This is a genomic window from Streptomyces sp. NPDC006207, assembly GCF_040613835.1.
Taxonomy (GTDB): domain Bacteria; phylum Actinomycetota; class Actinomycetes; order Streptomycetales; family Streptomycetaceae; genus Actinacidiphila.
Genome location: NZ_JBEXSX010000070.1, coordinates 1 through 23767, shown reverse-complemented (window position 1 = coordinate 23767; position 23767 = coordinate 1). Strand labels below are relative to the sequence as shown.

The following is a 23767-nucleotide window of genomic DNA, read 5'->3' as shown; positions in this document are numbered from 1 at the left end:
CAGGTCAGACCGCGGCCGCCGGAAGCTGGTGCGTCCGCGGGGTGACCGCGCGGGGCCGGCGGGGGCGGGCGGCGGGGACCGGTTCGGGCACGGGCGCGGGGACGGGCGACAGGAGCGGGCCGATGAGACCCAGGACCGCCGCCACCATGTCGGGGCCCTCGTTGAGGCCGTCCACCACGAGGTCGGCCAGCGCCCGCGAGGGGGCGACGTGGGCGACGTGGCGGTCCCGCCCGCTCTGCAGGTAGTTCAGCAGGGACAGCCGCGGGTCCTGCCGCTGGACCTCGATCTTGCGGAGGATCTTGCGGGCCAGCCGGACGTCGTCGGGGGCGTCCACGTACACCCGCCAGTCCGCCCGTTCCCGCACCGACGGCAGGGTCAGGGCGAACAGGCCCTCGACCACCACGAGGCGCACGCCGGGCCGCGTCAGCGCCGCGTCGATCGCGGCGCTGACGGCGGCCTCGTCGATGGAGCCGGGGTGGTTCCAGTCGAGGATGGCGTGCCCGCCGGCGCTGACCGTCCACACGCCCCTGAGGGGATCGTGCGCGGGCACGTAGTAGTCGTCCAGATGGACCAGTGCGATGCTCTCGGGACACTGCAGCGACAGGGCCTCGGCAAGGGTGGACTTGCCGGATGCGGTGCCGCCTGCGACCGCCAGTACACCCGTCATGCCGGGCGCTCCTCATGTGCTCAAGGGGGATAAACGAAGCGGCCGGACAAGCCGGGTGCAGGGAATGTACGGCCGCGTGATCGCCCATGGCAAGCGGGGAAAGCGCAGACGGCGCCGGGGAAACGCCGTGTTTACCCGAAGAAGACCGCCGCCTCGGTGTAGAGCCGCGGATCGACCGTCTTGAGCTGGGCCGTCGCGTCGCGCAACGGGACGCGGACGATGTCCGTACCGCGCAGGGCGACCATCTTGCCCCAGTCCTGGTCGCGGACCGCGTCGATGGCGTGCAGGCCGAAGCGGGTGGCGAGCCAGCGGTCGAAGGCGCTGGGGGTGCCGCCGCGCTGGATGTGGCCGAGGACGGTGGTGCGGGCCTCCTTGCCCGTGCGCCTCTCGATCTCCTTGGCGAGCCACTCGCCGACGCCGGAGAGCCGGACGTGGCCGAAGGAGTCGAGCGACTGGTCCTTGAGCACCATGTCGCCGTCCTTGGGCATGGCGCCCTCGGCGACCACGACGATGGGTGCGTAGCGGATCTTGAAGCGGCTCTCCACCCAGGCGCAGACCTGGTCGACGTCGAAGCGCTGCTCGGGGATGAGGATGGCGTTGGCGCCGCCGGCGAGGCCCGAGTGGAGGGCGATCCAGCCGGCGTGGCGGCCCATCACCTCGACGACGAGGACGCGCATGTGCGACTCGGCGGTGGTGTGGAGGCGGTCGATGGCCTCGGTGGCGATGTTGACGGCGGTGTCGAAGCCGAAGGTGTAGTCGGTGGCCGCCAGGTCGTTGTCGATGGTCTTGGGCACGCCGACGCAGGGGACGCCGTACTCGTCCGACAGGGCGGTGGCGACGCCGAGGGTGTCCTCGCCGCCGATCGCGATGAGTGCGTCGACCTCGTACTTGGCGAGGTTCTCCTTGACGCGGCGCACGCCGTTCTCCGCCTTGAGCGGGTTCGTGCGGGACGATCCGAGGATCGTGCCGCCGCGCGGGAGGATGCCGCGCACGGCGGGGATGTCGAGCGGCACGGTGTCGCCCTCGAGGGGACCGTGCCAGCCGTCCCTGAAACCGGTGAACTCGTATCCGTACTCCTGGACACCCTTGCGCACGATGGCACGGATGACCGCGTTGAGCCCGGGGCAGTCTCCGCCGCCGGTCAGCACGCCAACTCGCATGATCCATCCCTTCCCGTTCGCACCATTTGCCTGCGTCCACGACGCTAGCGTGACCGGCGTCACAGGTGGGATGGGCCGTTCGGTGAAATCCCTTGATCCGCGGGGATGTTGGTCCGCCGATTTCACCCTTCCGGGCGGCGCGCGGCACTGGAGCGGGCGCGCCCCCGGAGGCGGCGTCGGGGCTATTCCTCGTCCAGTCCGCGTTCGATGGCGTAGCGGACGAGTTCGACGCGGTTGTGGAGTTGGAGCTTGCCGAGGGTGTTCTGGACGTGGTTCTGAACGGTGCGGTGGGAGATGACCAGCCGTTCGGCGATCTGCTTGTAGCTGAGCCCCTTGGCGACGAGCCGCAGGACCTCGGTCTCGCGGTCGGTGAGGCGGGGCGCCTCGGGGGTGTCGGCCGCGACGGGGGCGGGGTCGGAGGCGAGGCGGCGGTACTCGCCGAGGACGAGGCCGGCGAGGCCGGGGGTGAAGACGGGGTCCCCGACGGCGGTGCGGCGGACGGCGTCGAGGAGTTCCTCGCGGCCGGCGGACTTCAGCAGGTAGCCGGTGGCGCCGGACTTCACGGCCTCCAGGACGTCCGCGTGCTCGCCGCTGGCGGAGAGCACCAGCACCCGCAGGGCGGGGTTGTCGGCGATGACGTCCTTGCAGACCTGGACACCTGACAGGCCGGGGAGGTTGAGGTCGAGGACGAGCACCTCGGGCATGGCCGCCCTGGCGCGCCGTACCGCCTCCGGACCGTCGCCGGCGGTGGCGACCACCACGTATCCGGCCTCGGTGAGGTCGCGGGCCACCGCGTCCCGCCACATGGGGTGGTCGTCGACCACCATCACCTTCACCGCCATGACCCCAATCTCCTCCCTCACTTCGCGAGCCTCAACTCGACTTCTGTCCCCTGCCCGGGCACCGACACCAGTTCCGCCGTGCCGCCGAGGTCCCGGAGCCGGCCGCGGATGGACTGGGCGACCCCGAGCCTGCCCTCGGCCTCGGCGGCGGCGAGGCGGCCTTCGGGGATGCCGGGGCCGTCGTCGCGGACGCTGACCAGTACGGCCTCGGGTTCGTCCTCGACCAGGATCCAGGCGTGGGCGTCCTCACCGGCGTGCCGGCGGACGTTCTCCAGGGCGGCGCCCACGGCGGCGGCGAGTTCACGTGCTGCGCGGGCCGGGACGAGGACGGGGGTGCCGGGGGCCGCGACGGTGACCCGGGCACTGCCGTACGGGGAGAGCAGCGGGCGCAGGTCGCGGGGCGCGTCCGGGTCCTGGCCGGCGCCGGCCTCGGCGTCGGCGTCGGTGCCGGTGGCACCGCGGGGGGACGGCAGGGCGGCGGCGCCGTCGGTGACCAGGGCGCGCAGGGCGGCCTCCTGTTCGCCTGCCATGCGGCCCAGGGCCTCGGCCTCGCCGCCGATCTCGGCGCCGCGCCGCTGCACCATGGCGAGCACCTGCAGCACGTTGTCGTGGATGTCGCGGGCCAGGCGCTCCCGCTCGCGGGTGGCGGCCTCGATCTGCAGGGCGCGGGCGAGGGTGCGTTCGCTGGCGCGGGCGACCTCGACGACGTACCCGATGGCGATGCTGGCGATGGCCACCAGCAGCACGTTGTGGAGGGTGTCGCGCGCCGGGGCGCCGCGCTCGACGAGGTTGGCGCCGCCGACGAGGCAGGAGGCGGCGGCGGCCCAGCGCCAGCCGCCCTTGATGGCGAAGGCGAGCACGGAGCCGGCGGTCCAGATCGACGGGAGGGTGGGGCCGCCGTCGAGGATGCGCTGGTGCGCCTCGACGACCGGGGTGATGAGGATGCCGGTGATCGCGACACCGAGGTCGACGATGAGGAAGGGCCTGGTGCAGCGCTGGGGCGAGCTCACCTTGCCGACGGTGGCCAGCGTCCACACGGCGAGCACCGCCATGTAGGCCGCGCCCGCCAGGGGGTGTGCGTGCTCGTGGTAGGCGGCGGCGTAGAGCCCGATGGCGTACGCCGCGGTCAGCAACCGGTAGCCGGTCAGGGCGCGCCACAGCGGCTGCTCGACGGACATGCGGGCGACGCGTGCGGGCCGCGCGGCGGCGGACCCGCCGGGTCTCCCCCCGGTCGCGCCGGTCTTCTCCCCGGCCATGGGCCGTCCCCCCGTTTCCCCCTGGCGCGTCCGGCTAGGGCTCGCCGTGCTGTTGCTGCTGCTTCTTCGCCGCCTCGGCGATCTGCCGCTTGGCGGCGGTCGCGTAGATGTCCACGTACTCCTGGCCGGAGAGCTTCATGATCTCGTACATCACCTCGTCGGTGACCGAGCGCAGGATGAAGCGGTCGTGCTCCATGCCCATGTAGCGGCTGAAGTCCAGCGGCTTACCGATCCGGATGCCGGGGCGCATCAGCTTGGGCATGACCTGGCCGGGCGGCTGGATCTTCTCCGTGTCGATCATGGCGACCGGGATCACGGGCGCGCCGGTGGCGAGCGCGATGCGGGCCAGGCCGCCGGGCTTGCCGCGGTAGAGGCGGCCGTCGGGCGAGCGGGTGCCCTCGGGGTAGATGCCGAAGAGCTCGCCGGCCTCGATGACCTTTATCCCGCTGTTGATCGCGGCCTCGCCGGCGCCGCGCGCGCCGGAGCGGTCCACGGGGAGCTGGCCGACGCCCTTGAAGAAGGCGGCGGTGAGCTTGCCCTTGATGCCGGGCGTGGTGAAGTACTCGGCCTTGGCGATGAAGGTGACCTTGCGGTCGAGCACGGCCGGCAGGAAGAAGGAGTCCGAGAAGGACAGGTGGTTGCTCGCCAGGATCGCCGCTCCCTGCTTGGGGATGTGCTCCATCCCCTCCACCCACGGCCGGAACGCGGCCCGCAGGGGATGCCCGATGGCGATCTTCATCACGCCGTACAACAACCGATGACCTCCTGTGTCTGACGGGAAGACCTTAACGCCAGATCCGCCGGTGCTCTCCCCCGGTGTCGGCCGTCCGCGTACTGTGAGGTATCGCTTTTCGCGCATTCCACCGAACAGGAGACGCACGGTGCCGCTGATGCCCGGAGCCGAGCCCTACCGCCACGACGGCGGCAAGGTCGGCGTCCTGTTGTGCCACGGATTCACCGGCACACCGCAGTCCATGCGGCCGTGGGCCGAGTACCTGGCCGAGCGGGGCCTGACCGTGTCCGTACCGCTGCTGCCGGGGCACGGCACGCGCTGGCAGGACATGCAGCTGACCGGCTGGGAGGACTGGTACGCGGAGGTGGACCGGGAATTCCGCGCGCTGTCCGAGCGCTGTGACCGCGTGTTTGTCTTCGGAATGTCGATGGGCGGGGCCCTGACCCTGCGGCTGGCCGCGCAGCACGGCGCCGCGGTCAGTGGCATCGCCCTGGTCAACCCCTCGGTCAAGGCCGACAGCCATCAGCTGAAGGTCGTTCCCCTCTTGCGCCACTTCGTCCCCACCGTGCCGGGCATCGCGAGCGACATCGCGAAGGAGGGCTCGCAGGAGGTCGGCTACGACCGCACCCCGCTGCGGGCGGTGCACTCCCTGAGCCGTTTCTGGACGCTGGTACGCCATGAGCTGCCGCAGGTGACGCAGCCGCTCCTGCTGCTGCACAGCCGGGTCGACCACGTGGTGCACCCGTCGAACTCGGCGGTCGTGCTGAGCCGGGTGTCGTCGACGGACGTCACGGAGACGGTGCTGGAGCGCAGTTACCACGTCGCGACGCTGGACCACGACGCGGAGACGGTCTTCGAGGAGTCGTACGCCTTCGTCGAGCGGCTGTCGGGTGCGGGAGAGCGGGCGGAGAAGGAGGACGCGGCCAGTGGCTGAGCCCGAGGAGGAGCGCCGCCAGGTGCCGGAGGGCGGCGAGCCGGAGCGCGCGCCGCTGGACGAGGAATCGGCGTGGGCCGAGATCGTCGCGGCGTACGAGAAGGACCCCGAGCCCGGGACGGGTTCCTGGCCCGAGGCCGAGGACGTCCCGGCCGCGGAGCGGGACGGCGAGGGCGGGGCCGACGGCGAGCGCGACGGGAGCGAGGGCACTGCGGACCCGTCCGCGCTGCCCGCGGCGCCGGACGCGACGCGCATCGTCATCCACCCCGTGCTGTCCGGTCCCCGTGACTACGCACTCGATGAGGACGCGGACGAGGGGCACTACGAGCCGCCGGAGCCGCCGCCGCTGCCGGAGGCGGACGTGACGACGAAGTTCGCGTGGCTGGCCGCCGTGGGCGGCCCGCTGCTGATCTTCGGCTTCGTCCTCTTCCAGGAACCGATGCCGTGGTGGGCTCTCACCGTCGGCGTCGGCGGCTTCCTCGGCGGCTTCGCCACCCTGGTGACGCGCATGCGTCCGGGCGGCGACGAGGACGACGACCTGCCGGGCGGCGGCGCCGTGGTCTGACCGGCGCCGCCGTCAGGCGGACGCGGGCACCTTGAGGGCGGCCAGGACCGGGAGGTGGTCCGTGGCCGCCCTCAGGTCGTACGGGGTGATGCCGGGCAGGCCGTGCGGCACCCCGCAGCCGAGGACCTCGATGCCGGGGGTCGTGAAGATCGCGTCGATCCGCTGGTGCGGGTCGTACGGGGTGGAGGTGTACTCGCCGCCCCAGGGCCGGGCCGCCCAGGCGTCCTGGAGGTCGTCGGCGAGCCGGCGGAAGGTGCGGCCGTTGGGGCGGTCGTTGAGGTCGCCGCCGACGACCGCGTACGGCTCGCCCATGGCGGCGAGCCGGTCCAGCAGCATGCCGCCCTGGTCGTAGCGCTCGCGGGCCTGCAGCGAGAGGTGGCAGCTGACGACGGACAGGCGGGCGCCGCCGACGCGCACGACGGCGGTGGCGAAGCCGCGCCGGTGCAGACCGGGCGTGCGGGGCAGCAGGACGTCCTCGGCGCGTTCCACGTGCACCCGCAGGGATGACAGCACGAGGGGGCCGGTGGCGGTGGCCCCGCCGGTGACGGCGACCAGGCCGCAGGCGCGGGCGAGGCGGGCGACGGCCTTGCGCCAGCGGAAGAAGCGGGGTGCCTCCTGGATCAGCGCGAGGTCGGGGTCGCAGGCGCGGATCACCCGGGCGAGCGCCGCGGTGTCGTCCCGCATGGAGCGGATGTTGTAGCTCAGCACGCGGACGACGGCGGAGCCGTCCGGCTCGGTACGGGACGCCGGCAGCTCCGGCAGCGGGCCCTCGCTCACGGGCTCACTGTAGCGGCGGCGCGGTCGCGCGGGGGCGTCGTGTGCCCGGCCGGGAAGCCGGGCGCCCCCGTCACTCCTTCGCCGGGAGTGACGGGGGCACCGGTGCCGGGCGGGTGACCGCCGGGGCTAGCCCTGGCGGGCGAGGTCGGCGGCGCCGACGAGGCCGGCCTTGCCGCCGAGCTGGGCGGCGAGTACCTGGGCGTGCGGCCGGTACTGGCCGCCGACCAGCCAGCGGCGGAAGGACTTGCGGATGGGCTCGAGGACGAGTTCGCCCTCGTCGGAGACGCCGCCGCCGACGATGAAGGCGGAGGGGTCGAAGAGCGAGGCCAGGTCGGCGAGCCCGGCGCCGGCCCAGCGGGCCAGCTCGCGGAAGGAGTCGATCGCGACCTTGTCCCCGTCACGCGCGGCCCGGCTGATGTGCTGGCCCTGGATGCCCTCGGGCGTGCCGTCGCCGAGCGACAGCAGCAGGGTGGCGTTCTCCGGCTGGGCGACGGCCCGCTGCTTGGCGTAGCGCACCAGTGCCCGGCCGGAGGCGTACTGCTCCCAGCAGCCCTGGCTGCCGCAGCCGCACAGCAGACCGTCCGGCACCATGCGGATGTGCCCGAACTCGCCGGCCACGCCGAAGCGGCCGCGGCGCAGCTTGTTGCCGATGATGATGCCGCCGCCGAGCCCGGTGCCGAGGGTGATGCAGATGACGTCGTCGTGGCCCGCGCCGGCACCGAAGCGGTACTCGCCCCAGGCGGCGGCGTTGGCGTCGTTCTCGACGACGACGGGCAGTCCGACGCGCTGCTCGACCTTGTCCTTCAGCGGCTCGTGGCGCCAGCGGATGTTGGGCGCGAAGAGCACGGTGGCACGCTTGTCGTCGACGTAGCCGGCGGCACCGATGCCGACGGCCTCGACCGTGTGGCCGACACTGACGTCGTGCACCGCGCTCGCGATGGCGTCGACGACGCCCTCGGAGGTCTGCGGGGTCGGCACCTTGACGATTTCGAGAATCGAGCCTTCCTCGTCGACCACGCCGGCCGCGATCTTCGTGCCGCCGATGTCGACGCCGATGGTGAGTCCCATGTATCCCTCAGTATTCGGTCGAGCCCCGCTGTGTCCAACCGTACCGGAGGGCGACCCGCGCCCTGTTCGGGCCCGATGCTCGTCCCGGGTCCGCGTCGCGCCGTTCAGTCCAGGTCGATGCGTTCGCTGGGCGGCGTGTCCCCGCCGGAGGTCCAGCGTCGTTCCTGCCCGCTCACCGCGGCGCGGTAGGCGGCCAGGAGTTCGGCGCCCGCGGCGGCGAGGTGGTCGAAGACCTCGGGGTTGCGCTCGACGATCGGCTCAACCGCCTGCTTGACCTGCGAGATCAGCCCCTGCGCCGCCATCTCGGCGGCGGGGGTGCGGAGCATCGACAGGCGGTCGGTGACCGCTTCCGCGAGACGCCGCAGCTCCTCGCCGGCACTGCCGGGGGTCTGTCCGCTCTGCTGCCGCCGGCGGGCGTTCTCCGCGGCGGTGTCCTCCGCGCTCGCCTTGGCCCAGGCGTCTGAATCGGTGTCGGGGCGGCCCGCGCGGTCCGTGGATTCGCTCATGGTGGCTCCGTAAGGCTCCGGGCTTGATACCCACGACGGTACCCGAACGGGGGCGGCACTTTCAGCGCTCAGCGGGGCCAAAGACCGGGATCCGGGGCGAACCGGACCTGCAGCGCGCCGTCGCGGAGCGCCGCACCGGCCACGGTGCAGCGGCGCAGCGCGGAGGGCAGCGGGAGGATGCGGCGGTATCCCTCGGCGTCGACGACGAGTTCGTCGCCGCGGCGTACGAGGTCGACGGTGTCGCGTGTCGCGCCCGGCAGGGGCAGCCGCCAGAGGAAGTGGCCCTCGGCGGCGAGCCGGTCCTCGGTGGTCCACGGCGGCGCCGCGGGGCCCTCGGGCGCGTCGGCGGGCGGCTGCGCGGCGAGCCGGGCGAGGTCCTCGGCGCAGCGCGGCTCCCGGCCGAGGTGGGGCAGTTCGTGGAGCGCGGTGGGCGTTCCGGCGAGTTCCGCGCGCAGGGCGCGCACTTCCTTGCGCCGGTGGGCGGCCAGTTCGGTCAGCCAGGGGTCCGGGGACTCGGCGGGCAGCATCCGGTTGGCGACCACGGCCTCGAGGCGGTGGCCGTACAGGGCCAGTCCGGTGCGGGCCCGGCGCACGGCGTCGGCGGCGTGCGTGCCGGGGGCCACGACGAGCCGGACAGTCGTGGCGGCGTCCTCGATCACGGCCTGGGCACCGGCCAGTTCCCGGTCGGCGCGGGCGGCGGCCTCGTAGGCCCAGGCGCCCGGCGCGGGCACACCGGCGAGCTGGGCGAGGACGGGGCGCAGGGCGCGGGCGGCCTGCCGCTCCTGGGGGACCAGCCGGGCGATGTAGCGGCGCAGTTGCGCGGGCAGCGCGAGTGCGGTGAGGGAGTCGTGGACCGGCGGGAGGTCGACGACCACCAGGTCCCAGCCGCCGGCGGTGTCCCGCAGGGCGCGCAGCAGCGCGAAGGCGTCGGCGCCGGGGAGTTCGGTCAGTTCCTCGGGGTCCAGCGGGGCCGCGCCGAGCAGGTCGAGCAGGGAGCCCAGGCGTTGCTGGACGGCCCCGGCGTCGGCCCGGAAGGCGGCGGCCGCGTCGACGCGCGCGGCCCACAGACCCGGTACGGACCCGACCGGCGCGATGGGCAGGGGCGCCCCGTCCGGCTGCGGACCGCCGCCGTCCCCGGACGGGGGCGGCACCGGGCCCAGGACCCCGTCGAGGGAGGCGTCGCGATCGGTGGAGAGCAGCAGCACACGCCGCCCGGGCGTGCTCGCGGCCACGGCCGTGGCGGCGGCGACCGTCGTACGCCCGGCGCCGCCCGTGCCGGTGACCAGGAGCGTGCGCACGTCAGCCCTGGGACTCGACGCGCTTCTTCAGGCCGGCGAGGGCGCGGTCGATGATGACCTTCTCGGCCTTGCGCTTGATCATGCCGAGCATGGGGATCTTGACGTCGACGGTCAGCTGGTAGGTGACCTCGGTGCGCTTGCCGTCCTCCAGCGGGGCCAGGATGTAGGCGCCGTCCAGGGTGCGCAGCATCTGGGACTTGACCAGGGTCCAGCGGACCTCGTGGTCGCCGACCCAGGTGTAGGCGAGGGTGTGGTCGTCCTTGATGGCGCCCGCGTCCAGGAGGAGCCTGACCTGCTCGGCACGGCCGTCGCCGCCGGCGGAGAGGATCTCCGCCTCCTTCACCTCGCCGGTCCACTCCGGGTACCGGGCGAAGTCCGCGATGACGCCCATGACATCGGCCGGGGCCGCGTCGATGGTGATGCTCGACCTGGTGTGTTCCGCCATCGCCGTGGCCCCTCCGGGACGTCGCGTCGTACCTGCTGTTGTATGTCTGCTGGTGAAGGCTACCGCCTGGTCGGGCGGCCGGAGACCGCCGGGGCGGTCACCATTGCAGTGCCCAGGGTGTCCGGGTGGAGTTGAAGTGGCCGACGTTGACGCATTCGGTCCTGCCCAGGCGCATCCGCGGCACGAGCGGCTGGTGGACGTGGCCGAAGAGCGCGTAGCGGGGGCGCACCCGGCGGATCGCGTCGAGCAGCGCCTCGCTGCCGCGTTCGAGGCGCCGGGCGACGGTGTCGTAGCAGAGCTCGGGGACGGCGGGCGGGATGTGCGAGCACAGCACGTCGACCTCGCCGAGGGCGGCCACCTTGGCGGCGTACGTCTCGTCGTCGATCTCGTACGGGGTGCGGTACGGGGTGCGCAGCCCGCCGCCGACGAAGCCGAAGACCAGGCCGCCGATCTCGGTGGTGGTGCCGTCGAGCACCGTGGTGCCGGGCCGGGCGTACTCCGGCCAGAGCGCGGGGATGTCGACGTTGCCGTAGGTGGCGTACGTCGGGGTGGGGAACGCGGCGAACAGCTCGGCGTACTGGCGGCGCACGGCGGCCTCGATGGCGGTGCGCCGGTCGGTGCCGAGCCCCGCCCACAGTTCGCGGTCGAGGGCGCGGGCCTCGTCCCAGCGCAGGGCGGTGCGCAGCCCGACCATGCGGGAGGCGTTCTCGGCCCCGAAGAGGTCGGGGAAGATGCCCCGCGAGTGGTCGGCGTAGTCAAGGAAGAGGATCAGGTCGCCGAGGCAGATCAGCGCGTCGGCGCCCTCACCGGCCTCGGCGAGGGCCTCGGAGGCGCCGTGGACGTCACTGACGACATGGACCCGCATGACGATCACTGTAGGACGCGCCGGGCGGGGTTGGGGAGGGCACACCGGGGCTGCGGTTACCTGCGGGTCACCGGGGGCCTCGACTAGGCTTCCGACCAGTGGATCCGCACGGTGTCGCGGCGGGCCTGCGGCGTGTGACGACGATGTGACACACAAAACATCTACACGGCACCCCCTACCGCTGAAGCTTTACCGGTGGGTAACGTCCAGGCCGTCCGTTCCACGCTCAACCATGCAGTGGACGCAGCCAGCACCGCCGCCGGCGCCGATGAGGAGCAGCAGTTTTGCGCGAGTTCAGCCTTCCGGCTCTCTACGAGGTCCCCGCGGACGGCAATCTGACGGATCTCATCCGCCGCAACGCCGCTCAGCACCCGGACGTTGCCGTCATCGCCCGGAAGACCGTGACCGGTGACTGGGCCGACGTCACCTCGACCACCTTCCTCGCCGAGGTGCGCGCCGCCGCCAAGGGCCTGATCGCCTCGGGCGTGCAGCCCGGCGACCGGGTGGCCCTGATCTCCCGCACCCGCTACGAGTGGACGCTGTTCGACTTCGCCATCTGGAGCGCGGGCGCGGTCACCGTCCCGGTCTACGAGACCTCCTCCGCCGAGCAGATCGAGTGGATCCTCGGCGACTCCGGCGCCGTCGCGGCCGTGGTGGAGACCGAGGCCCACGAGAAGTCCGTGGAGTCGGTGCGCGACCGCCTGCCGCAGCTGAAGCACGTGTGGCGGATCGAGGCGGGCGCGGTGGAGACCCTCGGCGCGGCCGGCACGGACGTCGCCGAGGCGACCGTGGACGAGCGCAGCGCCTGGGCCAAGGCCGACTCCCCCGCCACCATCGTGTACACCTCGGGCACGACCGGGCGCCCCAAGGGCTGCGTGCTCACGCACCGCGCGTTCTTCGCCGAGTGCGGCAACGTCGTGGAGCGCCTGAAGCCGCTCTTCCGCACCGGGGACTCCTCGATCCTGCTCTTCCTGCCGCTCGCGCACGTCTTCGGACGGCTGGTCGAGGTGGCCGCGATCATGGCGCCGATCAAGCTCGGGCACGTCAGCGACACCAAGAACCTCACCGGCGAACTGGCCGCCTTCCGCCCGACGCTGCTGCTGGGCGTGCCGCGGGTCTTCGAGAAGGTCTACAACTCCGCGCGCGCCCAGGCGCAGGCCGGCGGCAAGGGGAAGGTCTTCGACAAGGCCACCGACGTGGCGATCGAGTACAGCCGCGCGCTGGACTCGGCCGGCGGTCCCTCGCTCGGCCTGAAGTTCAAGCACAAGGTCTTCGACCGGCTGGTCTACAGCAAGCTGCGCGCCGTGCTCGGCGGCCGCGCCGAGTACTCGATCTCCGGCGGGGCCCCGCTGGGCGAGCGGCTGGGCCACTTCTACCGCGGCATCGGCTTCACGGTGCTGGAGGGCTACGGCCTGACCGAGTCCTGTGCGGCCACCGCCTTCAACCCCTGGGACCGCACCAAGATCGGCACCGTCGGCCAGCCGCTGCCGGGCTCCACGGTCCGCATCGCCGACGACGGCGAGGTCATGCTCCACGGCGAGCACCTGTTCGCGGGCTACTGGAACAACGAGGCGGCCACCACCGAGGCCGTCACCGACGGCTGGTTCCACACCGGCGACGTCGGGACGCTGGACGAGGACGGCTACATCACCATCACCGGCCGCAAGAAGGAGATCATCGTCACCGCGGGCGGCAAGAACGTCGCCCCGGCCGTGATCGAGGACCGCATCCGGGCCCACGCGCTGGTCGCCGAGTGCATGGTGGTCGGCGACGGCAAGCCCTTCATCGGCGCGCTGGTCACCCTGGACGAGGAGTTCCTGCCCCGCTGGGCCCAGCAGCACGGCAAGTCCGGCCGCAGCGTCGCGGAGCTGCGTGAGGACGCGGAGCTGCTGGCCGAGGTGCAGTCGGCGATCGACGACGGCAACGCCGCGGTGTCCAAGGCGGAGGCGGTCAAGAAGTTCCGTGTCCTGGCGACGCAGTTCACCGAGGAGTCCGGTCACGTGACGCCCTCGCTGAAGCTGAAGCGCAACGTGGTGCTGCGGGACTTCGCGGACGAGATCGCCGCGATCTACGGCAGGTGAGCCCGCGCTGACGGGCCCTCACCCACGTCGACGGTGGCCGCCGTACCCCTCGGGCGTACGGCGGCCACCGGCGTTCCTAGGTGATGCCGTCCCGGGCCAGGACCCTGGCCATGGTGCGCTCGGCCAGGGCGGTGATGGTGACGAACGGGTTGACCCCGATGGAGCCGGGGACGAGCGAGCCGTCGACGACGTACAGGCCGTCGTAGCCGTCCGCGCGGCCGTAGGCGTCGGTGGCGCTGCCGAGGACGCAGCCGCCGAGCGGGTGGTAGCAGAAGTCGTCGGCGAAGACCCGGTTGCCGCCGAACAGGTCGTAGCGGTAGATGGTGGCGTTGGCCCGGTTGACGCGGTCGAAGAGGGTCTTCGCGGCGGCGACCGAGGGCTGGTTCTGGGAGCGGGTCCAGTTCAGCACGGCCGCGTCGGTGGCCGGGTCGTAGACGAAGGTGCCCCGCTCGGGGTTCTTGGTGATCGCGAGGTAGAGGCTGATCCACGTCTCCAGGCCGATGGGGAGCGGGGCGATCTCGGCGAACACCGGGTTGGCGGCGTTGTTCCAGTCGTTGATGCCCATCACGGGGATGGTCGACTGGTGGGCGCCGGTGGGGTTCCACAGGTGGTTGGCGCGGCCGAGCATGATGTTGCCGTTGCCCGCCCAGCCCTTGCCGACGGCGGCGCTGAGGTCGGGCAGGGCGCCCGTCTCCCGGGCGCGCAGCAGCAGTTCGGTGGTGCCGAGGCTGCCCGCGGCGAGGAACAGGGCGCGGCAGCCGACCTCGCGGGTGGCGACGACGGCGCCGGTGAGGTCGGTCTGCGCCACCGTGAGCACGTAGGTGCCGTCGGGGTCGCGGCGGACCGCCTTCACGTGGCTGAGCGTCTCGATGGTGACGTTGCCGGTGCCGAGCGCGGCGGCGAGGTAGGTCCGGTCGAGGCTGCGCTTGCCGAAGTTGTTGCCGTAGATGACCTCCTGGGCCAGGGCCGACTTGGTGGCGGTGCCCGCGGCCTCGCGCTGCATGTAGTCGAAGTCGTAGACGTTGGGCACGAAGGTGGTGGCGAGCCCGGCCCGGGCGGCCTGGGCGCGGGAGACGCGGGTGAACTGGTACCACTCGGTGCCCTCGAACCAGTCGGGCGCGACGGTGTTGACGCCGAGCATGCGGTTGGCCAGCGGGAACCACGTGCCGTACATGGCGTCCGCGTCGACCTGCGGGAGGACCTCCCGGAAGTAGGCGCGGTCCGGTGTGACGGCCATGCCGCCGTTGACGAGGGAGCCGCCGCCGACGCCGCGGCCGACGTAGACGGACATGCCGGGGTGGTCGACGCGGTCCAGGACGCCGGGGTACGGGGTGATGTCCTTGTTGACCACGTCGAGCCAGAGGAAGGTGGCCAGGGGCGCCGCGGTGCGGGTGCGGAACCACATGGAGCGCCGGTCCGGCGAGGCGGTGTTGCAGAAGACCTTGCCGTCGGGGGCCGGCGTGTCCCACGCCCGCCCCATCTCCAGTACGAGGGTGCTCACGCCCGCCTCGGCCAGGCGTAACGCCGCGACCGCGCCTCCGTAGCCGGAGCCGACGACGACGGCCGGCGCGTAGCCGGCGGGCTCCCGGTCCGCCGCGGCGGCCGGGGAGAGCCCGATGCGGGTGAGACCCATCACGGATGCCGTCTGCAGGGCGGCGATGCCCAGAATCTGACGACGCGTCAGGTTTGCTGTCATGGGCGCATCATGGGCGGAACGGCGGATTCCGCCCATACCGTGCGCTCATGGTCTTTTACAAGAGGGCCTTGAGCCGCTCGGCGAGCAGATCCCACCGCCAGGCGTCCTCGACCCACTTGCGCCCGCGCTCGCCCATCCGGCGCCGCAGTTCCGCGTCGCCCAGCAGCACCAGGATCCGCTCGGCTGCCTCCGCGGGCTCCCCGCCGCGCACCACCCAGCCGGTCTCGCCGTCCAGCACCGCGTCCGGCGCCCCGCCGGAGTCGCCCGCGACGACCGGCAGGCCGGTGGCCGAGGCCTCCAGGTAGACGATGCCGAGCCCCTCGACGTCCAGCCCGCCCCGGCGCGTGCGGCACGGCATGGCGAAGACGTCACCGGCGCCGAAGTGCGCGGGCAGCTCCTGCCACGGCACGGCCCCGGTGAACCGCACCGACTCCGCCACCCCGGTCCGCTCGGCGAGCCGCTTCAGGTCGTCCGCGTACGGGCCGCCGCCCACGACGAGCAGGACGGCGTCGGGCTGGGCGGCCAGGATCGTCGGCATCGCCTCGATGAGGGTGTCCTGGCCCTTGCGCGGCACCAGGCGGGAGACGCAGACGACCACCGGCCGGTCGGTGAGCCCCAGCCGGGCGCGCACCGCCTCGCCGCCGGAGGCCGGGTGGAAGGTCTTCTCGTCCACGCCCGGCGGCAGTTGCACCATGCGCCCGGCGGCCTGCGGCGTCAGTGCCCGGGCGATCCGGGACCGGGTGTACTCGCCCAGGTAGGTGATCGTGTCGGTGCCCTCGCCGATCCGCCGCAGCAGCCCGCGGCTCGCGGGCAACTGCGCCCACCCCGCCTCGTGCCCGTGGGTCGTCGCCACCAGCCGGCGGGCCCCGGCCTTCCGCAGCGCGGGCGCCATCAGCCCGAGCGGGGCCGCGGCCCCGAACCACACCGAGGTGCAGCCGTGCTCGCGCAGGAGCGCGGCGGCGCGCCGGGTCACCCTCGGGGTCGGCAGCAACATCGTCGTACGATCACGTACGACCGGGAAGGGCTGCTCGGCGTCGAACGCGGCGACCTCGGAGCCGTCCCGCCAGGTCGACGCGTACACCACCACCCGGCCGGGATCGAGGCGCAGCGCCATGCTGTGCACGAACGCCTGGATGCCACCGGGGCGTGGCGGGAAGTCGTTGGTGACGATCAAGGTCTTGTCCATACGTCGCCGAGGGTATCCGGTGCGGTCCGCGGCAACCGACCGCGGCCCCTCGCGCGTCTAAGCTCCACAGCCTGTCCACGGGTGAGACCGGCATCGTGCATCATCACAGCAGAACCGATTCGACGAGGTGGACATGGCAGGCGACAGCGGCAAGCGGCTCCCGGTCGGGCCGGTCCTCGCCTGGGCGGCCACCCGGGTCGTGCTGCTGCTCTACGTCTTCAAGGTGCTCACCCTGTCCCCGCTGGACGTGACCACCGACGTCTCGGTGATCTACCACGGCTGGTACGAGGTCCTGCGGACCGGCACCTTCCCCCACCACGACGTCACCTGGCAGTACCCGCCCGCCGCCGCGCTCGCGGTGCTCGCCCCCGCGATGCTGCCGTTCCTCGACTACGCGACCGCGTTCTTCTGGCTCGCCTGCGCCGCCGACCTCGTCGCCTTCGCGCTGCTGCTGCGCGGTTCGCGCGGCGAGGGACGGCGGGTGGCCGGCGCCTACGTGTGGGTGCTGGGCGTGCCGCTGCTGGGGCCGACCGCGTACGCGCGCTACGACGTGATGGTCACCGCCGTCGCCATGGCCGCGCTGCTGGCGACGGTGCGCCGCCCCAGGGTCGCGGGCGCGCTGATCGCGTTCGGCGCGATGCTCAAGGTCTGGCCGGTGCTGCTGCTCACCGGGGTTCGCGACCGCCGGATCTGGACGGCGGCCGTGGCCGGGGCGGGCGTCCTCGCCCTGGGCTTCTGGCTGTGGATGCCGGGGGCCTTCGCCTTCCTGCGCTTCCAGGGCGAGCGGGGCACCGAGGTGGAGTCCCTGGGTTCCCTGGTCTTCCACATCGCCCGGCACCACGGCTGGCAGGGGCAGGTCCTGCTCAACTACGGCTCGGTGGAGTTCCTCGGGCCCTACGTGGGCCTGGTCAGCGACCTCGCCCTCGGGCTGACCGCGGTGGCCTTCGCGTGGCTGCTGCTGTGGCGGCTGCGGACCCGGACGTACGGCCCGAGCACGCCCTTCGACGCCGCGTTCACCGCGGTGCTGCTGTTCACCACGACCAGCCGCGTGATCAGCCCCCAGTACATGATCTGGCTGATCGGCCTGGCGGCCGTCTGCCTCACGCTGCGGGCCAGCGTGATGGCGCTGCCCGCGGTGCTGGTGCTGGCGGCGACGGTGCTCACCCTGTACGAGTTCCCGGTGCGCTTCGCCGACGTCGTCGGCAGCACCGACCTCGGCATCGCCCTGCTGCTGCTCCGCAACGGCCTGCTGGTCGCCGCCTCCGTCATCGCCTGCCGCCGGCTGTGGGTGGCTTCGACGGGCCTGCCGGAGAGGGCGCGCAGGGCGCAGGCCGCGCCTGAGCCCGAGCACGGCCAGGACGCCGAGAAGCTGCTGACCTGGTGAAGACCACCGTCACGGCCAGGCACTGCAAGCCCGCCGCGACGGCCAGCGCCACGCCGACGCCCACGAGCCCCAGCCCGGCCGGGCCCGCCAGCGCGTAGGCCAGCGGCAGCTGCACCGCCGTGCCCACCAGCGTCACCCGGACCAGCAGGGTGGCCCCGCCGCCGCCCTGGAAGACACCGCCCAGCGCGATGAAGCACCCCAGCAGCACCAGGTACGGGCCGAGGGTGCGCAGGAAGACCGTCCCGGCCGCCGCCACGCCGGGCTCCGCGCCGAAGGCGGCCATGACCCACGGCGCGGCGGGCAGCAGGACGACCGCCGCGAGGAGTCCGAGCCCACCGCCGAGCAGCAGGGCCCGGCGCCCGATGGCGTACCGCTCGTCGCGGCCGGCGCCCAGGTGGTACGCGGTGTGGATCGAGGCCGCCTGGCGCACGGCGTAGAAGCCCATCGTCGCCACGTACATCGCCTTGGTCGCGATCCCGTACGCCGCGACCTGGGCGACGCCCAGCCGGGCCACGATCGCCACCAGGGTCAGCGTGCCGGCCATCCGGACCAGGAAGTCCGCCGCCATCGGCGCCCCGGTCACGGCGGTACGGCGCAGCGCGGCCGCCACCGGTTCTGCGGGCGGCACCTGCGCGGCCTGCCGCACCAGGGGGTTGCGGCGCAGCAGCGCCAGCCCCGCGGCGAGGGCCACGGTTCGGCCCGCGACGGTGGCGACGGCCGCGCCCCGCACCCCGAGGGCGTGGATCAGGAACGGGTCGAGGAGCAGGATCAGCCCGCCCGCCAGCAGGGCGAGCCGCATCGGGGTGCGGGTGTCGCCGCCCCCCTTGAAGACCCCGTCCAGGGTGTTCTGTGCGTAGAACACCGCGGTGCCGGGGAGCGAGACCGCGAAGTACCCGGCCGCGAGACGGACCGCCACCGGGTCGCCGTGGGCACCGAGCAGCAGCGCCGCCAGCGGCTCCCGGCACAGGAAGCCTCCGACGGCCACGGCCGGGGTCAGCAGCGCGCACAGCGCCCACCCGCCGCGCACCGCCGCCCTGACCGCCGCCGGGTCCCGCGCCCCGGCGGCCCGCGAGACCAGCACCGTCGTCCCCTGCGCGGCCATCAGCACCACCCCGAGCAGCACGTTCTCGGTGTTCGTGGCCACCGCCACAGCCGCGACGGCCGCTCCCCCGCCGCCGAGCCGCGCCACCCACAGCACGTCGATGATCCCGGCGACGACACCCGCGAGCAGTTCCAGGTAGACCGGGCCGGCCAGTGCGACCAGCCGGGCGCGGTGCGTCATGGGTCCCCTCCCCTCCGGTACCTCGATTCGAGATACCACGTTTAGAGGTATCATCATGGCACCACACGGGCAAGTGCGAACGCATGATCGAGAAAGGTGGCGAACGGTGCTGGAGCTGACGATCCTGGGCTTCCTGTTCAAGGAATCCCTGCACGGCTACGAGCTCAAGGAGCGCATCGCCGCACTCAACGGCCACGTCCGCCCGGTCAGCGACGGCGCGCTCTACCCGGCCATCAACCGCCTCACCGCCGCAGGACTGGTCAGCGAGCACACCGAGCCGGGCGTCGGCGCCGCACCGCGCCGCGTGCTCTCGCTCACCGACACCGGGCGCGCGCGGCTGCTCGCCCGGCTCCGCGACCCCAAGCCGATCGAGATCACCGACTCCACCCGCTTCTTCGCCGTGCTCGCCTTCCTGAGGCACCTGCCCGACGCGACGGCCCAGGCGGCCGTGCTGCGGCGCCGGCTGGAGTTCCTGGAGACCCCCTCCAGCTTCTTCTACGACCGCGGCAGGCCGGTGCGCGCCGAGGAGGCGGACGACCCCTTCCGCCAGGGCATGCTCCGCGTAGCCCGCGCCACGGGCCACGCGGAGCGCGAATGGCTCACGGAGGCCCTCGCGGACCTCACCGCCTGAGCCCGGGCCGCCCGCGGACGCGCACGAGGCCCCGGCATCGAGGCGCGCCCCGCCGGGGAGGCGCACGGTGCCCGCGGCCCGTACGACGAGCTGCGGCGGCGTCCTTCCCTGCCACCGGTGCGCGCCGAGAAGGCGGACGGCCCCCGCCGCCAGAACGTGCCCCGCGCCACGGCCCACGCGGACGCGAACGGCTCACGGAAGTCCTCGCCCGGACCCCACCTCCCGGGCAGACCGCGCCGGGCGCGCGAGGGTGGCGCGTTCGGCGCGGAGCGCCTGCGCCGCGCCGGGCGCTACCCCGTGGCGGAGGCGAACGCGCGGGCGGCGGCGATGCGCTGGACGGGGGTGGGGTGCGTGCCGAAGAGGACGTGCAGCAGGCGCGGGGGGTCGGGGTCGGAGACGTTGGTGACGGTGAGGCGTCGCTGCATGGCGATGAAGCGCTCGGCGTCCCGGGTCAGTTCCAGCGCGTGCACGTCCGCCCGCCGTTCGATCCGCCGGCTCAGGGCGCAGCCGAACGGCCCGGCGCACGCCGACAGCACCGCGGCCACCGCGGCCAGCAGGAACAGCCCGCGGGGGTCACCGGTGCCGTAGGAGGAGGCGGCCATGACCGCGGAGAGCACGCAGACCCCCGCCCCCGCGCCGACGGCGCCGAGCAGCGTGCCGCGCGGTACGTCGCGGTGCTTGACGTGGCCCAGTTCGTGGGCGACGACGAGTTCGACCTCCTCCGCCGGGGCCGTGCCGAGCAGCGTGTCGTAGGCGACGATCCGCCGGGTGCGGCCGAAGCCGGAGACGTACGCGTTGAGCGCGGTCGTCCGCCGGGACGCGTCGGCGACGAGCACCGCCCGCACGGGGATCCCGTCGCGCTCGGCCAGGGCCAGCAGCGCGTCGCGCAGGGGCCCGTCCTCCATCGGCCGGAAGCGGTTGAAGAGCGGTTCCAGCACGACCGGGGCGAGCCAGGACAGCACGACGGCCGCGCAGACGGCACCCGGGGCGGCCCAGGCCCAGCCGAGGCCGTAGTAGCCGTACAGCGCGGCCAGCACGAGCGGTACGGAGACGAGCAGCCCGCGCAGGACGTCGACGGCCCAGCCGCCCCAGCCCTGGGTGACGAGCCCGTAGCGGCGCCGGACGACGCGGACCCGGGCGGAGAACGGCAGGGTGACCGCCTGCTGGAGCAGCACCAGCAGCAGGCCGCCGGCCGCTACGCGGGAGGCCCAGGCGTCGCCGAACAGCCCGGTGAGGGCGGCGCCCGCGGGGGTCAGCCCCAGCACGAGCAGCAGCGCGAGCCCGGCGAGGCGGCCGCCGAGCAGGAAGGGCAGTTGCGCGCGGCGCAGCGCCCTGCCGCGCGCGGTCTCCTCCGGCGTGAAGTCCCCGTCCGTGGCGCTCATCCCAACTCCCCCTTGACGTAGGCCCGCCAGCGCTCGGTGAAGGCGTCCCCGTCGATGCCGAGCGTGCCGCGCAGATCCGCACCGGAACGGTACAGCGCGACCAGCCGGTCGGCGCCCCAGGTGTCGGCGATGAGCCGGCAGGCCAGCCAGGCGCCCTCGTACGCCTGGGCCTGCGCGAGCGCACCGGGCGCGAAGTCGGCGTCCGCGGGGAGGTGACCGGGCGGCCCCGAGGCCGTGACGTCCCGGCGCAGCTCGGGTGCCAGGCTCGCCGCCGTACGGCCGGAGTCCCGGTAGGCGACCCAGTCGGCGAAGCCCTCGGAGAGCCACAGCGGGGTGCGGGAGGTCGTCGCGGCGCGCGTGGCGACGTGGGTGGTCTCGTGGGTGAGCACGACCTGGCGGCCGAAGGCCGACAGCCCCGCGAAGGCCTCGGGGTTGACTATGACGCGTCCGGCGGGCGCGGTCCCGCTGCCGCCGACCTCCCCGGTGGTGACGGCCGCGACGCCCGCGTACGTCTGCGCCGGGGCGTCCAGGAGCTGCCCCATCCGCCGCAGCGAGGACGGCACTTCCAGCACCACCCGCCCGGTCCAGCCCTGTCCGCCCCAGGCCCGCCGCACCTGCGGGACGGCCCGGTCCGCGTCGGTGGCGTACCCGGCCAGTTCGGTTCGGTCGCCGGTGCCGAGGACGAGGCTGTGGCTGCCGCGGACGACGTGCAGCGGGCCCTGTTCCCACAGCAGGCCGCCCGGGTCGCCGTCGCCGGCCACCCGCCAGCGTCCGGTGCCGTCCGCGCGCAGCAGCAGGGACTCGTCGGTGGTGACCGGGGTGCTGTCGTAGCCCCCCAGGCGGTAGCGCAGCTGGACGCGGGCGGTCACCGGGTCCGCGCCCTCGGTGGAGACCAGCCGGTACGACCAGGAGACGAGCGGGAGCTCCTCCAGGTTGCGGAAGACCTGGCGCTCGGCGGCGTGCCGGGCGGGCGTCACATCGGCCAGGTACGCCTTCTCGTCGTGCCCCAGGACCGCGTCGGCCCGCCGTTCCAGCAGCTGCCTTACGACCGGTTCCCCGGGCCCCCCGTGCTCCGCCGTCCCGTCGCCCGCGGGTCCGCAGCCCGCGAGCAGCACCGCCGCGCAGCACAGCGCGGCGGCCACGGCGCGGGTCGGCGAGCGGAAGAGGGCCACGCCGCCGATCGTACGGTCTGGGCAGGGGCGGTCACGTGGGCCGGGTCACCGCCGAGATCGGCAGCATGGCGACGGGGTCGTAGCGGACCCGGGCGCCGGGGTACGGGGCGTGGATGACCTGGCCGTCACCGACGTACATGGCGACGTGACTGGCGTCGCCGCGGTAGATGACCAGGTCGCCGGGGCGGGCCTGGCCGAGCGGCACGTGACGCCCGGCGTGCAGCTGGGCCTGGGAGGTGCGGGGCAGGCCCACGCCGGCCTGGCGGTACGCCCAGACCATCAGGCCGGAGCAGTCGAAGGAGCCGGGGCCGGTGGCACCCCAGACGTAGGGGGAGCCGACGGCGGAGCGCGCGGCGGCGACGGCCGTCGCGGCGCGTACGGACAGGGGGCCGAGGTCGGGGATGTCGACCATCCGGCCGGAACGGGAGGCACGGGCCTCCAGGCGGCGGGCGAGCCGGGCCCGGTCCTCCGGGGAGAGGGAGTTGACCAGGCGGGCGGCCGCCATCAGCTTGCGCTGCACGGCCTTCTTGCGGGCCGTGAGGCTGGTGCGGGCCCGCTCGAGTTCGTCGAGGCGTTCGGTGGCCCGGGAGCGTTCCTGGTCCAGGAACCGCTGGGCGGAGCGGAGTTCGCCCAGCCGCGCGTCGCCACGGCTGCTGATCCGGTCGAGGGTGGCGGCCCGGTCGAGGTAGGTCGCGGGGTCGGCAGAGAGCAGCAGGGCGAGGGTGGGGTCCACTCCCCCGCCGCGGTACTGGGCCCCGGCGAGCGTGCCGAGGTCGTCGCGGAGCCGGTTGACCCGCTCCTGGCCGCGCGCGGCCCGGTCCTGGAGCACCTCCACCTCGCGCCGGAGCCGCTGGGTGTTCTCACGGGCGGCGTTGAACTGCTCGGTGGCCCGTTCGGCCTGGGTGTAGAGGTGGTCGATGCGGGCAGCGACATCGACGGGGGTGTCCGCCGGGTCGGCGGCGGCCGTCTGCGCGGTGCCGGCCGCGCCCGCCATCGCGGCGGCGGCGGTGGCCGCCGCCGTCAGGACCGTGGCCCTGGAGGTACGCGGGGCCCGGCCGGGCTGCGGGATGCGTCGATGAGATGGCACGTCGGCTGACAGTAGTCAGCCGGACACGGGGAGTTCAAAGACCGGGTACCGCCGGGCGGCCGGGCGGGACTCCGCTTGCGCAGGTCACCGCCGGACCGTCACCGTACGAGATCACCCGATAGGTTCAACGGGCGTCGGCGCTTCCGGTCAGATCCGGACGCCGAACTGGAACGGCATGTTGTTGATGGACTCGTAGCGCACGACCGTACCGGTGCGCGGCGCGTGCAGGACCATGCCGTTGCCCGCGTACAGGGCCACGTGGTGCTGGTCGCCGTAGAAGATGACGAGGTCGCCGGGCGCGAGCTGGCCCATCGACAGGCGCGTGCCCGCGTTGGCCTGGGACTGGGAGGTGCGCGGTATCGAGGCGCCGGCCTGGGCGTAGGCCCAGGAGGTGAGGCCGGAGCAGTCGAAGGAGCTCGGGCCGGTCGCGCCGTAGACGTACGGCGAACCGATCTTGCTCTGCGCGGCCGAGAGGGCGGCCGCGGCGAGCGAGGAGGCCGGCGGAACGTTGCCCAGGTCGACGCGCTCGTTGGAGCGGTTGGCCCGGTTCTCCGCGGCGGTGAGGGAAGCACGCTGGGCGGCGGTCAGCGAGTTGAGGAGCTTCTGCGCCTCGGCCAGCTTCGCCTGGACTTCCTTCTTCTTCTTGCCCAGTTCCGTGCGGGTCTCGTCGAGCTCGTTGAGCTTGCTCGCGGCCTCCGCCTTCTGCTGGTTGAGGGTGCGCTTCTTCTCCGCGATCTGCTGGAGCGCCTC

23 protein-coding genes are annotated in these 23767 nt (G+C 73.6%); 5 read left to right on the top strand and 18 right to left on the bottom strand.

The features are described from left to right. Positions 1–4: 4 nt before the first annotated feature. The 5 genes from ABZ312_RS37545 to ABZ312_RS37525 form a co-directional block, all read right to left on the bottom strand. Complete coding sequence (locus ABZ312_RS37545; RefSeq protein WP_500329886.1) at positions 5–667, bottom strand: uridine kinase family protein; 663 nt, start codon at positions 665–667, stop codon at positions 5–7. A 131-nt stretch (positions 668–798) separates the two neighbouring features. Then, positions 799–1827 (bottom strand): 6-phosphofructokinase, encoded by a 1029-nt coding sequence (locus ABZ312_RS37540; RefSeq protein WP_499511397.1) that lies wholly within the window; start codon positions 1825–1827, stop codon positions 799–801. A 182-nt stretch (positions 1828–2009) separates the two neighbouring features. Next, positions 2010–2669, bottom strand: coding sequence for a response regulator (locus ABZ312_RS37535; protein WP_500329889.1), 660 nt, complete (start codon positions 2667–2669; stop codon positions 2010–2012). Positions 2670–2686: 17 nt separating this feature from the next. Continuing rightward, the gene (macS, locus tag ABZ312_RS37530; RefSeq protein ID WP_500359547.1) at positions 2687–3847 is read right to left on the bottom strand and encodes a MacS family sensor histidine kinase; all 1161 of its coding nucleotides are present in this window, start codon (positions 3845–3847) and stop codon (positions 2687–2689) included. A gap of 112 nt (positions 3848–3959) precedes the next feature. Continuing rightward, the gene (locus ABZ312_RS37525) at positions 3960–4679 is read right to left on the bottom strand and encodes a lysophospholipid acyltransferase family protein (RefSeq protein ID WP_500359538.1); all 720 of its coding nucleotides are present in this window, start codon (positions 4677–4679) and stop codon (positions 3960–3962) included. 127 nt (positions 4680–4806) lie between these two features. On the opposite strand from ABZ312_RS37525, the gene ABZ312_RS37520 reads away from it, so the two are divergent. Continuing rightward, positions 4807–5592 (top strand): alpha/beta hydrolase, encoded by a 786-nt coding sequence (locus ABZ312_RS37520; RefSeq protein ID WP_499511399.1) that lies wholly within the window; start codon positions 4807–4809, stop codon positions 5590–5592. After that, complete coding sequence (locus tag ABZ312_RS37515; protein WP_499511400.1) at positions 5585–6157, top strand: hypothetical protein; 573 nt, start codon at positions 5585–5587, stop codon at positions 6155–6157. Before ABZ312_RS37520 ends, ABZ312_RS37515 begins: the two co-directional genes overlap by 8 nt. A gap of 12 nt (positions 6158–6169) precedes the next feature. Here ABZ312_RS37515 and ABZ312_RS37510 read toward each other — a convergent pair whose 3' ends face one another. From ABZ312_RS37510 to ABZ312_RS37485, 6 genes are all read right to left on the bottom strand, one after another. Further along, positions 6170–6934 carry an endonuclease/exonuclease/phosphatase family protein gene (locus ABZ312_RS37510; protein ID WP_500359540.1) on the bottom strand — a complete coding sequence of 255 codons (765 nt, stop codon included), beginning with the start codon at positions 6932–6934 and terminating at the stop codon, positions 6170–6172. Between the two features lie 126 nt (positions 6935–7060). After that, positions 7061–8002 carry an ROK family glucokinase gene (locus tag ABZ312_RS37505; RefSeq protein ID WP_500329895.1) on the bottom strand — a complete coding sequence of 314 codons (942 nt, stop codon included), beginning with the start codon at positions 8000–8002 and terminating at the stop codon, positions 7061–7063. Between the two features lie 104 nt (positions 8003–8106). Next, entirely contained in the window at positions 8107–8508 is a 402-nt protein-coding gene (locus ABZ312_RS37500) for a DUF5304 family protein (protein ID WP_500329896.1), read from the bottom strand. Positions 8509–8576: 68 nt separating this feature from the next. After that, positions 8577–9806: an ArsA family ATPase gene (locus tag ABZ312_RS37495; RefSeq protein ID WP_500329897.1), complete on the bottom strand. Its 1230-nt coding sequence runs from the start codon at positions 9804–9806 to the stop codon at positions 8577–8579. 1 nt (position 9807) lies between these two features. Beyond that, positions 9808–10251 (bottom strand): SRPBCC family protein, encoded by a 444-nt coding sequence (locus ABZ312_RS37490; protein WP_499511405.1) that lies wholly within the window; start codon positions 10249–10251, stop codon positions 9808–9810. A 97-nt stretch (positions 10252–10348) separates the two neighbouring features. Next, a complete protein-coding gene (locus ABZ312_RS37485; RefSeq protein WP_499511406.1) occupies positions 10349–11116 on the bottom strand; it encodes a metallophosphoesterase family protein in 768 nt (255 codons plus the stop codon). A gap of 284 nt (positions 11117–11400) precedes the next feature. On the opposite strand from ABZ312_RS37485, the gene ABZ312_RS37480 reads away from it, so the two are divergent. Then, the gene (locus tag ABZ312_RS37480) at positions 11401–13197 is read left to right on the top strand and encodes an AMP-dependent synthetase/ligase (protein WP_500359543.1); all 1797 of its coding nucleotides are present in this window, start codon (positions 11401–11403) and stop codon (positions 13195–13197) included. A 76-nt stretch (positions 13198–13273) separates the two neighbouring features. On the opposite strand, the gene ABZ312_RS37475 is transcribed toward ABZ312_RS37480, so the two are convergent. After that, a complete protein-coding gene (locus ABZ312_RS37475; RefSeq protein WP_500329901.1) occupies positions 13274–14893 on the bottom strand; it encodes a GMC oxidoreductase in 1620 nt (539 codons plus the stop codon). Between the two features lie 55 nt (positions 14894–14948). Then, positions 14949–16079, bottom strand: coding sequence for a glycosyltransferase family 4 protein (locus ABZ312_RS37470; protein WP_500329902.1), 1131 nt, complete (start codon positions 16077–16079; stop codon positions 14949–14951). 133 nt (positions 16080–16212) lie between these two features. Here ABZ312_RS37470 and ABZ312_RS37465 point away from each other — a divergent pair, with 133 nt between their 5' ends. Further along, on the top strand, positions 16213–17463 hold the full coding sequence (locus ABZ312_RS37465) for a glycosyltransferase 87 family protein (protein WP_500329904.1): 1251 nt from the start codon (positions 16213–16215) through the stop codon (positions 17461–17463). On the opposite strand, the gene ABZ312_RS37460 is transcribed toward ABZ312_RS37465, so the two are convergent. Further along, positions 17345–18745, bottom strand: a complete 1401-nt coding sequence (locus ABZ312_RS37460) for an MATE family efflux transporter (RefSeq protein WP_500329905.1) — start codon at positions 18743–18745, stop codon at positions 17345–17347. The genes ABZ312_RS37465 and ABZ312_RS37460 overlap by 119 nt on opposite strands. Positions 18746–18851: 106 nt before the next feature. Between ABZ312_RS37460 and ABZ312_RS37455 the strand changes: the two genes are divergently transcribed. Then, positions 18852–19376, top strand: a complete 525-nt coding sequence (locus tag ABZ312_RS37455; RefSeq protein ID WP_500329907.1) for a PadR family transcriptional regulator — start codon at positions 18852–18854, stop codon at positions 19374–19376. A gap of 290 nt (positions 19377–19666) precedes the next feature. Here the strand turns inward: ABZ312_RS37455 and ABZ312_RS37450 are convergent, their stop codons facing one another. From ABZ312_RS37450 to ABZ312_RS37435, 4 genes are all read right to left on the bottom strand, one after another. After that, the gene (locus ABZ312_RS37450; protein ID WP_500439652.1) at positions 19667–20758 is read right to left on the bottom strand and encodes a M48 family metallopeptidase; all 1092 of its coding nucleotides are present in this window, start codon (positions 20756–20758) and stop codon (positions 19667–19669) included. After that, entirely contained in the window at positions 20755–21930 is a 1176-nt protein-coding gene (locus tag ABZ312_RS37445) for a hypothetical protein (protein ID WP_500329910.1), read from the bottom strand. The genes ABZ312_RS37450 and ABZ312_RS37445 overlap by 4 nt, the downstream gene beginning before the upstream one ends. Before the next feature lie 31 nt (positions 21931–21961). Further along, positions 21962–23017 (bottom strand): C40 family peptidase, encoded by a 1056-nt coding sequence (locus ABZ312_RS37440; protein ID WP_500329911.1) that lies wholly within the window; start codon positions 23015–23017, stop codon positions 21962–21964. Between the two features lie 147 nt (positions 23018–23164). After that, positions 23165–23767, bottom strand: a 603-nt coding sequence (locus ABZ312_RS37435) for a C40 family peptidase (RefSeq protein WP_500439651.1), incomplete at its 5' end; no start/stop codon positions are given.

Bases quoted from the DNA above. Each gene is read 5' to 3' on its own strand.
- ABZ312_RS37545 (WP_500329886.1), bottom strand. From the start codon at position 667: ATGACGGGTGTACTGGCGGTCGCAGGCGGCACCGCATCCGGCAAGTCC.
- ABZ312_RS37540 (WP_499511397.1), bottom strand. From the start codon at position 1,827: ATGCGAGTTGGCGTGCTGACCGGCGGCGGAGACTGCCCCGGGCTCAAC.
- ABZ312_RS37535 (WP_500329889.1), bottom strand. From the start codon at position 2,669: ATGGCGGTGAAGGTGATGGTGGTCGACGACCACCCCATGTGGCGGGAC.
- macS (WP_500359547.1), bottom strand. From the start codon at position 3,847: ATGTCCGTCGAGCAGCCGCTGTGGCGCGCCCTGACCGGCTACCGGTTG.
- ABZ312_RS37505 (WP_500329895.1), bottom strand. From the start codon at position 8,002: ATGGGACTCACCATCGGCGTCGACATCGGCGGCACGAAGATCGCGGCC.
- ABZ312_RS37500 (WP_500329896.1), bottom strand. From the start codon at position 8,508: ATGAGCGAATCCACGGACCGCGCGGGCCGCCCCGACACCGATTCAGAC.
- ABZ312_RS37490 (WP_499511405.1), bottom strand. From the start codon at position 10,251: ATGGCGGAACACACCAGGTCGAGCATCACCATCGACGCGGCCCCGGCC.
- ABZ312_RS37485 (WP_499511406.1), bottom strand. From the start codon at position 11,116: ATGCGGGTCCATGTCGTCAGTGACGTCCACGGCGCCTCCGAGGCCCTC.
- ABZ312_RS37475 (WP_500329901.1), bottom strand. From the start codon at position 14,893: ATGACAGCAAACCTGACGCGTCGTCAGATTCTGGGCATCGCCGCCCTG.
- ABZ312_RS37470 (WP_500329902.1), bottom strand. From the start codon at position 16,079: ATGGACAAGACCTTGATCGTCACCAACGACTTCCCGCCACGCCCCGGT.
- ABZ312_RS37465 (WP_500329904.1), top strand. From the start codon at position 16,213: ATGGCAGGCGACAGCGGCAAGCGGCTCCCGGTCGGGCCGGTCCTCGCC.
- ABZ312_RS37460 (WP_500329905.1), bottom strand. From the start codon at position 18,745: ATGACGCACCGCGCCCGGCTGGTCGCACTGGCCGGCCCGGTCTACCTG.
- ABZ312_RS37450 (WP_500439652.1), bottom strand. From the start codon at position 20,758: ATGAGCGCCACGGACGGGGACTTCACGCCGGAGGAGACCGCGCGCGGC.